General features: G+C 58.8%; 9 protein-coding genes and 1 pseudogene. 9 read left to right on the forward strand and 1 reads right to left on the reverse strand.

Annotated features, from left to right (window positions below; genetic code table 11):
• Positions 1-236 (forward strand): annotated as a pseudogene (locus E8M78_RS23480) (hypothetical protein); the annotation flags it as partial.
• 6 nt (positions 237-242) lie between these two features.
• On the opposite strand, the gene E8M78_RS21465 reads toward E8M78_RS23480, so the two are convergent.
• Positions 243-818, reverse strand: a complete 576-nt coding sequence (locus E8M78_RS21465; protein WP_137136986.1) for a hypothetical protein — start codon at positions 816-818, stop codon at positions 243-245.
• A 293-nt stretch (positions 819-1,111) separates the two neighbouring features.
• Between E8M78_RS21465 and E8M78_RS21470 the strand changes: the two genes are divergently transcribed.
• The 8 genes from E8M78_RS21470 to E8M78_RS21510 form a co-directional block, all read left to right on the forward strand.
• Complete coding sequence (locus E8M78_RS21470; protein ID WP_137136987.1) at positions 1,112-2,368, forward strand: phage tail sheath family protein; 1,257 nt, start codon at positions 1,112-1,114, stop codon at positions 2,366-2,368.
• 12 nt (positions 2,369-2,380) lie between these two features.
• Positions 2,381-2,923 (forward strand): phage major tail tube protein, encoded by a 543-nt coding sequence (locus tag E8M78_RS21475; RefSeq protein ID WP_137136988.1) that lies wholly within the window; start codon positions 2,381-2,383, stop codon positions 2,921-2,923.
• Between the two features lie 97 nt (positions 2,924-3,020).
• On the forward strand, positions 3,021-3,524 hold the full coding sequence (locus tag E8M78_RS21480) for a phage tail assembly protein (RefSeq protein WP_137136989.1): 504 nt from the start codon (positions 3,021-3,023) through the stop codon (positions 3,522-3,524).
• Positions 3,525-3,684: 160 nt separating this feature from the next.
• Positions 3,685-5,865: a phage tail tape measure protein gene (locus E8M78_RS21485; RefSeq protein ID WP_137136990.1), complete on the forward strand. Its 2,181-nt coding sequence runs from the start codon at positions 3,685-3,687 to the stop codon at positions 5,863-5,865.
• On the forward strand, positions 5,862-6,326 hold the full coding sequence (locus E8M78_RS21490; protein WP_246658429.1) for a phage tail protein: 465 nt from the start codon (positions 5,862-5,864) through the stop codon (positions 6,324-6,326). The genes E8M78_RS21485 and E8M78_RS21490 overlap by 4 nt, the downstream gene beginning before the upstream one ends.
• Positions 6,326-6,547 carry a tail protein X gene (locus E8M78_RS21495; protein WP_137136991.1) on the forward strand — a complete coding sequence of 74 codons (222 nt, stop codon included), beginning with the start codon at positions 6,326-6,328 and terminating at the stop codon, positions 6,545-6,547. The genes E8M78_RS21490 and E8M78_RS21495 overlap by 1 nt, the downstream gene beginning before the upstream one ends.
• A 3-nt stretch (positions 6,548-6,550) precedes the next feature.
• Positions 6,551-7,549, forward strand: a complete 999-nt coding sequence (locus tag E8M78_RS21500) for a hypothetical protein (protein WP_137136992.1) — start codon at positions 6,551-6,553, stop codon at positions 7,547-7,549.
• 280 nt (positions 7,550-7,829) lie between these two features.
• On the forward strand, positions 7,830-8,280 hold a 451-nt coding region (locus E8M78_RS21510), incomplete at its 3' end, for a DNA cytosine methyltransferase (protein WP_137137011.1).

Genomic DNA, 8,280 nt, shown 5'->3' on the forward strand with positions numbered 1-8,280 from the left:
CGCTCACGCGCAAGCAGCTCCGCAACGGGCTCTTGTCGATCGGCGTCACGTCGGCAGAGGTCGAAGCGCAAATCGGCACCATTGCCGACCCGCTTGAGCGAGAGGCGGCGCTGATCGACTGGCAGGACACGCAAGCCTACCAGCGGACAAACCCGCTCGTGAGCCAGATCGGTGTCGCGATGGGCCTGCCGGAAGAGCAGATCGACGCGCTCTGGATGTGGGCGGCGGGGCAGTGATCGGAGTTACAGCTGCCTGAGCTTGGCGTCGAAATTGAGTAAGAACTCTTCTAAGTTCGGCCAAAAGCCAGCATCAAGCTGTTTCGACAGGTCTCCGTCTGAGCGCGCTACTGCTAGTGTTAGCCCGTTGCCATCCATACCTATGGCGTAGCTCCAGCTGTAGACTCCGTCCGGTTTCGTTGGGTGCACTATCAATTGATTTCTGACGTATCTCAACCCGTTGGCATCGAACTTTAGCGCCTTAATCCTCTGGCACACTTCCCGAACTTGCCATGCGGCCATATAGACGCCTTCTACCATAAACCGCAGGGCTAGGAGATCGGTACGTGCTTGGTCAAAGCGCGTCTTATTGGGGTCGAGGGAGATCGCAATCCATGGTGTTCGGAAGTGATTCTCTTCCATGTTTCTGATTTCATGACATGCCCAATCTATCTGTGTGAAGCGAGCCTCTATTTCGGCAATTCCGTTACCTGTTGTTTGGTCGGCGTGTCCGGACGAGTCCCTGGTCTTGCGAAAGGTACTCATTCGGCGAGACACATCGTCTAACAAGTCCCTTACGCGGTCATGGGCAAAATCGGCCATCGATAGCTCCGAGCTGGATTCGATAAATTTGGGCTATCCCTCTTCTATGCTGCGCTTCTAAGATTTGCGAGTAGTCGGCGATGCGTGCGCCTCTTGTCACCGTCAGAGTAAGTCAACGCGCTTTGACTGCGGTCCGCGAGCCCAACTTAACAGGCCTTGATTTCAGGCCGCAAGCGGGCCATTGTTTCGCGACTGATTAGATCAACCCGGGCGGATGACAGCTGTCAGCCCGGTTTTTTGTTGCCACGCCCTAACTTCATCCCAGCTTTTAATCTGCCAAGCAGGGATGACCGATGTCAGGCACCACGGATTTCGTCGGCGTACGCCGGTTCTCCAATCTTTTGTCCACCGTCGCGAAGATCGACACCAGAGACAGCACCAAGCCTAGCATGGTGCTTCCGGCTCCCTTAGCCGACAACGCGGCTTTTCCGATCAATGAGCCTGTCCGGCTTGCGCTCGATGACACAGAGCAGCTGTCGAAGCTTGGCGCCGGAATTGCCCGCGATGCCTGCGACCAGCTGCTTCAGGAAGGCATCGTCACCGATATTGCCTTCGTCCGGACGGCGCATTCCACTTTGACCGATCCCGCCGCCAAGCTGGAAGCCGAGATCAATGGGATTGTCGGCTCCGCAGGGTCGAAGACCGGCATCTATGCGCTGCTCGATGCCAAGAGCGAGATCAAGATCGAACCCGGCGCAATCATCTCTCCCGGTTACATGTCGGCGCGCCTGGACGATGCGGCAAACCCTGTTGCTGCCGCCGCAAGCATTGTTGCCGATCGGATTATCGACTGCCTGGTCGTTGCCGATACGCCTGCCGCTTCCCGCGAGGCGGCGATTGAATGGGCGGAAGATTTCAAGGCGGCGCTGAATGTCGTCGCGCTCTATCCCGGTGGCGTCTTCAATTTCGGGGCGGGCAATGTGACGAGGCCTCTTTCTGCTTCTTATGTCGGCCGGATGATCCGCCGCGACAAGGAAACGGGTGGACCCTACAAGGCCTGCTGGAACCGTCCGCTTCAGGGTGTTCTCGGGCCATCGGTTCCCGTTGGTTACACCGATGGCGATACCGGATCGGAAGCCAACCAGCTTGCGCAGGCGGGCGTCGGCACCATCATCGAAGGCAATCTTCTCTGGGCCCCGTTCACGACGGCAACCGACCCGACGGTCAATGCCTGGCGATCGGTCAAGAAGATCCGCACGCGCCGTGCGGTGGAAAAGGCCATGCTGCGGCCGGTGCGACAGTATCTGTCGGAAGACATCACGCCACATATGGTGACGCTGATCTACCGGGCGGCGGACCAGTTTCTCTCCGATCTCGTCACGCTTGGGGCGCTCATTGATTATGAGCTCCTCTGGTCGAAGAGCTTCAACCCGGCCACACTGCTGTCTGCCGGTGGATTGCGCGTCAAGTTGCGCTGGGCCGAGACGCCGGATCTCGTTGATCTCCAGCTTTACGACGAGGCGATGCCGGAAGCCTTCGACGTGCTGAACGCCGCCATCGCCTCTGCGCTCTCGCAGCTCGGCTCATCCAACATCCGCGTTACGGCCTAAAGGAGCCCAATCATGGATCGCCTCATTCGTGGTTCCAACTGGTATTGCAACGAGATCAACCAGCGTCTTCGCATTGACGAAACGACCCTTCCGGCGCTGACCCGCGAGATGCTGCCCTTCGTCATGGGTGGCGGCTGGTTCGGCCTTGAGCTTCCGGCTGAGGTTCAGCCTTTGACCTCCGAGATGACGGTGAACGGCGTTCACGAGGATCTGAAGGCGCGCTTTGGTCGCGAGCCGGGGGACTGGACGACGCTCGCCTACTACGAAAACCTGCTCAACGTTTTCCCGGCTTCTTCCACTGGCGAGGTCGGTTCCGGCACTGTGCAGCTGAAGGGCCGCGTGGTGACGATGAAGGGGCTGCTTAACGAGTATGTTCAGGGCGGGGTAAAGGGCCAGAAATCGACCGGAGCCACCCGCCTGAAATGGTCTTCCATCGTGCTTTACCAGGACATGATGGATGGCGTGATCGTCCACAAGTTCGATGTTCAGAACAACACCCTGATCATCAACGGCGTGAACTACACGGCCGAGCATAACCGCATCATCGCGGCCTGATCTTAGATACCCGGAGCGCGTCCGCCGACAGGCGCGTCAGATAAGGCTGGCTGTAGCGGTGGAGCGGCCAGCCATCTCTATTTGAAGAGGTTTCAAAGTGTCTTCAAACACGCCCAAAGCCCCCAGCGCAGTTGTTATGGAGCCTCAGTCCAAGGACGATCGCACCGATGTAAAGGCTATCGAGATCCCACTTCCGCCTCCGGAAATGTGGAAGGATTTGGATAACAGCAGCGGGAAGGTCGCCGATCCCGCATCTGCTGCCGCACCTGCGATTGCGAAGGTTGAAGCCGAGATCGCAGAGCTTGAGTTTCTCGGCGAGGTGCATCAGCGGCAGATCCCGCTCCAATATCCGTTCCGTTTCAAAGGAAACGAGGTTCACGCCATCACGGTCCGTCGTCTCCGGATCGGTGATGTCGATCGCTTTATCCAACGTGCCCAGGGCGGAAGCTTTTCCACATTCGACATTTACGCGGCCATGACCGGGCTGCCGGTTGGCGTTCTGCGTGGTCTGATCGACGTTGACGGTGATGCCGTGACTGAGGTCTGTTTCGATTTTTTGCCCCCGTCACTGAAGCCGGGCCCAGAGCCATCGGCGAGTTGAAGCTATGGCGTCGCTATACGGCGCGGGTCGCCAGCTATCTGAATACACCTTTGCCATCGGTGATGGGCATGTGGTGGGACGAGCTGCTGCTCTGGCACGAGGAAGCGCGGATGATCCATGCTGAAACGTTCGGTGGTCTCTTTACGGTGAGGCCTGATCAATGACGATGGATGTCTCCCTCCGGCTTCGGCTGAAGAATGAGCTTTCGCGTGATGCGAAGGTAGCGGAACGTGACCTAAAGGAATTGGGAGACGCGGCTCGCAAACTGGGTTCACGAGGATCGAACCAGCTTGGCCGCGATATTGCCCAGGTCAGCCGTGAGGCAGGCAAGAGTGAAGCCGCCGTCAATCGGCTTGGCTCTCGGGCCCGCCAGCTGAACGGGATTAACGTCAATGGTCTGGATCGCCAGCTGAAAGGGCTCGGAGATCGAGCACAGCAGGCAGAGCGTCAGTTTGGAAGGCTGCGTGATGCGTCAGGTCGCTTCGTTCGCGAAGGCGGCGAAAAGTTCGGTGTGGTCGGCTCGAAGCTGGGCGAAATGGAACGTCCTGCCTCTGCTTTAAACTCGACCATGGGCCTGCTCGCTTCATCCGCTGCCGGTGCCTTCAGCGGGTTGATGGCTTTTGCCTCTGCGGACCGGATCATTGGCGGCCTGGAGCAACTGAGCCAAAGGTTCAAGGAGGTCAATCGCGAGGTTGCGGCTATTGCCGTCACGGTGGGAATGCGGACACCGGAGGCAATGGCGCAGATCCAGGCATCAAATGAAAAGCTCGCAACGAGGTATGGCCGCAGCCAGACCGAGGTTAACGAGGCGCGCGGGAATTATGCCGCTGCCGGTATGGATCTTGGGCAGCAGGAGCAGATCCTTGAGCCTACTTTGAAGGCTGCTGTAGCTAGTAAATCAGCACCAGGTACGATCTCCGACGCGGTCATCGCCATGATCCAGAACTTGGGGATCAAGGAAAGCGAGGTGCCGCTCGCCCTCGACATGATGTCGAAGGGCACGGATCTCGGTCGCTTCGAAGTGGGTGCCTTCGCTCGAAACCTGCCAAAGCTTGCGACAATGTATGCCGGGACGGGACGCAAAGGACTGCCTGCATTGTCTGAGCTTGTAACCGCTGCTCAAATAGTGAGGAAGGCTTCCGGCACAGAAGATATCGCTGCCAGCAATCTCGACAACCTGATTGGTAAGCTCTCGTCACCTGACACTGTCAAGAATTTCGATGAAGCCGGAATCGACATCGAGGCGTTGAAGAAGCGGTCTCTGAGGAACGGTACGCCTTACATGCTGGATGTTGTCGACGAGGTGATGCGCGTCACGAATGGCGATGATTTTCGGATTGGTGAACTGTTCGGCGATAGGGAAGCCAAATTGGCTCTTTTGCCGCTGATTACTTTCAGGGAAGAATATAATGACTGGCTCAAGCAAGTCCGTGACGGATCAGCAGGCCAGACCGATCAAAACTTCGATTTTGTGGGCAAAACCTCTTATGAAAAGTCTCGCCGCCGTGATGCTGCCCTGGAAGCGACAGGCGGCAAATTTGGTGAGGCTTACGACCGGTTGATCTCGCCGCTCGCGGACAGGATCGTCCGTGTCATCAGCCCAGAGTACAATAAGCAAAGGACCGTCGAGGAAGAACCTGAGCTGCTGAAACAGACATCGGCGGAGCGGTTGCGGATCGAAAATGAGATCCTGCGCCTTCAGGGTCAGCAACGGGAAATGGCCGATGGTGGGCAGTCTCTCGGCCCTCAGATTAACCGGCTCAAAGCCGAGATGGCGACCCTACTGGAAGAAGAAGCCGCCATCATCGAGAATGTCCGCACGATCAGAGCCGAAGCAGGCGCTGAAGCGGTAAGGCGTGCCGAGGACGCGAACAATGTTGATCTCGGCAAGTCTACCGGCGAGCTTCCTATTCCCGGACAAAGACCGGGGCCGATTCCAGCGGAGCGGCCGGTTACTCCACAGATAGAGGGCAAGCTGGAAAAGGATCTGTCCGGCTCTGCCGAGAAGGCGATGAACGGTTACAATGAGCGGCTGACGATTGAAGCCGATCGCGCCGTCTCCATCGCCACCGAGAAGGCTGCCGAGATGGAGCGGGTGTTGAACTTCACCGCCCAGCCGACAATCGCACCGACCTTCGTTCCGCCTTCGTCCGGAGGCTCCTCCGCTCCGGCTTCGGAAAAGCACTCGTCGCTGCAAAACTCGTCTAGCATGAACCTGACACAGAACATCGTGACGCCGAATCCGAAGCTCGCGGCGCTCAAGTCACGACGAGATGCGGCGCGTGCGATCCAGCAGGCGAAGGCGCGTTCTCTGCATGATGTCGGCAGGGGGCTTGCATGAGCGCGATGCAGCCTTCCGGCGCTTTGATCTCCATAGGCGGCGCTGTTCTCTACACCGTCGGCCTCAACCCGCAGCGACTGAGTTATTCCTCCGAGGCGCGCTTTCCGGCCCATGCCGTGCAGGGTGGCATGCGCTATCAGGTAACGGGTGCGGGCGATCAGCGGATGACGATCGAGGCGGTGACCTATCCGCATGTCGTTGGCGGGCTTGATGCCGTTGCCATTCTCAAAGGCCTGCACCGGGCGCAGCTGATGGCACCGATGACGCGGCTTCGTGGCAATTATCTCGGCCTTGCCGACGGCCTCTGTGTCATCGAGACGATGGATTATGACGAGGAGCGCCTGCACCCGGTCGATGGCATTGGCCGCGAGGTGAGTGTGAGCCTTGGCCTGCTGTTCATGCCGCCGTCGATCTACCTGCAATCGGCCGGTCGCATTGCCAGCCTGGAGGGTCTGCTCTGATGGTGGCTTACATCGTGGGGTATGGCGGCGAGCGTCTCGACAAGATCGCCAAGAAGCTTTTGCAGACCGAGCGTCAAGGCACGGTTGAAGCACTTTTGAAGGCCAATCCAAGGCTGGCGGATGTGATGCAGAATGGCATGGTGCCGGAAGGCACGGCCATCGATCCTCCGAAGGATTTCCGGGCCACGCCTTCCGCCAGCTTCACCTTGCCGTGGGAGTGAGCGATGCGCAAACCCGTGGTTCAGGTCATTGGTCAAAGCGAAAGCGATCTCATTCCGAAATGGGGTTCGTCGTTGCTGGCCGTTCGCTTCACCGACAATGAAGGCGGCGATGCCGATGAGATCGAGTTCGATTTCTCGGTGACATTGCCCCTCCAAGCGCCGCCAGCTGAGGGCACGCGCTACCGGCTTCTCTATGGCTGGGAGGCTGGCGCGCTGAAGGATGCCGGTTCCTTCACCTATCAGAACAGCCGCATCAGCTTCTCGGCCGATCATGGCTGGGTGCTGACCATCACCGCCCGATCGGCCGACTTCGTGGATGCCGACAAGGCGGAAGAGACCGAGCATTTTGAGGACCTGACGGCGGGCGAGATCTTCTCTCGGTTGGCGTCCAGTGCGGGCAAGAGCGCCAAGGTTCATCCGTCGATCGCCAATATCAGGATCCCGTATCGGCTGCGCATGCAGCAATCCGCCGTGGGCTTTGCGCAGGCGCTGGCTGATGAGCTAGGCGGCACGCTGAAGCCCGCAAACGGGCAGTGGCTGGTGACAGAAAAGAACAGCGGCCAGACGGCGGGTGGCTCCATCATTCCGCCGCTCACGATCTCCATTGAGGACGTAATCGGCTGCGACCTGAACCACGAGGCAAAGGCAAAATATGGCCAGGTGAACGCCGGTTACTTCGATGCAGATCAGGGTCTTTCGTTGCTGGAACTGGTTCCGGGTCTAGGCAAGGCGGCGAGCATGTTCTCGCTGTTTCCGGCCGCATCCGGTTCCGAGGCCAAGGTGAAGAGCAAGGCGGAAGCAACCGCACTGGCACGCGCCACGATCACCGGCAGCGTGACCATTGAGGGCGATCCTGCGGCGATGGCCGGAGCGCCTGTTCAGCTGATCGGATTTGGTGGATGGAGCGGGCGCGATCTCGTCGCCCAGACCATCACCCACGAGTTCACATTCGACGAACAGGGAGGCTGGCTGATGACGCCGGAACTGGCAGCAAAGAGTTGATGACGGAGTGCCAGGGCATTGCCCTGATGACGGGTCTAAGTTTGGCGACCGATCCCGTCAGACAGCAGATGTCGATAACTGTCACACCCCGGCCTCGCGAGGCAGAAGCGGTTGTGACTGAGTCGAGATGCTTCAACAATGCAGGATATTCGGTGCGGCCGCTGCCGCGCTCTTTTGTTCAAGGCCGGTTATGGCGCAATCGCCGCAACCATCGAAATTAAATGCCGCCGATGCGGCACTATAAATCATCTGAGGCCAGCAGAGCCCGCACAAGATCGCGATGAGCGGCAGACAAGGACTGACATGTGTGGCTCTACATTCCACGACAAATGATACCTTCAACGGAATTGCCCTCTGCGCTGGCGTTGGAGGATTGGAGCTTGGCCTCCACATTGCAGAACCCGGATACCGAACTGTTTGTTACGTCGAGCGGGAGGCCTTCGTTGCAGCGACCCTCGTGGCGAGGATGGCTGACCAGGCCATGGGTGACGCGCCTGTTTGGGATGACGTTACCACCTTCGACGGCCGCCCTTGGCGTGGCAAGGTTCATATCCTCACTGGCGGATATCCGTGCCAGCCGTTTTCCTTCTCCGGCAAGCGGCGCGGCGAGGATGATCCAAGGCACTTGTGGCCCCACATCAGCAGGATCATTCGGGAACTGGATCCCGAATGGTGCTTCTTCGAAAACGTCGAAGGCCATATGTCCCTGGGAGCCGATACCGTCTTCCGGG

The organism is Rhizobium sp. FKY42 (assembly GCF_005222835.1).
GTDB lineage: Bacteria > Pseudomonadota > Alphaproteobacteria > Rhizobiales > Rhizobiaceae > Neorhizobium.

Coding starts and splice junctions, on each gene's coding strand:
- E8M78_RS21465 (WP_137136986.1), bottom strand. CDS start 818: ATGGCCGATTTTGCCCATGACCGCGTAAGGGACTTGTTAGACGATGTG.
- E8M78_RS21470 (WP_137136987.1), top strand. CDS start 1,112: ATGTCAGGCACCACGGATTTCGTCGGCGTACGCCGGTTCTCCAATCTT.
- E8M78_RS21475 (WP_137136988.1), top strand. CDS start 2,381: ATGGATCGCCTCATTCGTGGTTCCAACTGGTATTGCAACGAGATCAAC.
- E8M78_RS21485 (WP_137136990.1), top strand. CDS start 3,685: ATGACGATGGATGTCTCCCTCCGGCTTCGGCTGAAGAATGAGCTTTCG.
- E8M78_RS21490 (WP_246658429.1), top strand. CDS start 5,862: ATGAGCGCGATGCAGCCTTCCGGCGCTTTGATCTCCATAGGCGGCGCT.
- E8M78_RS21495 (WP_137136991.1), top strand. CDS start 6,326: ATGGTGGCTTACATCGTGGGGTATGGCGGCGAGCGTCTCGACAAGATC.
- E8M78_RS21500 (WP_137136992.1), top strand. CDS start 6,551: ATGCGCAAACCCGTGGTTCAGGTCATTGGTCAAAGCGAAAGCGATCTC.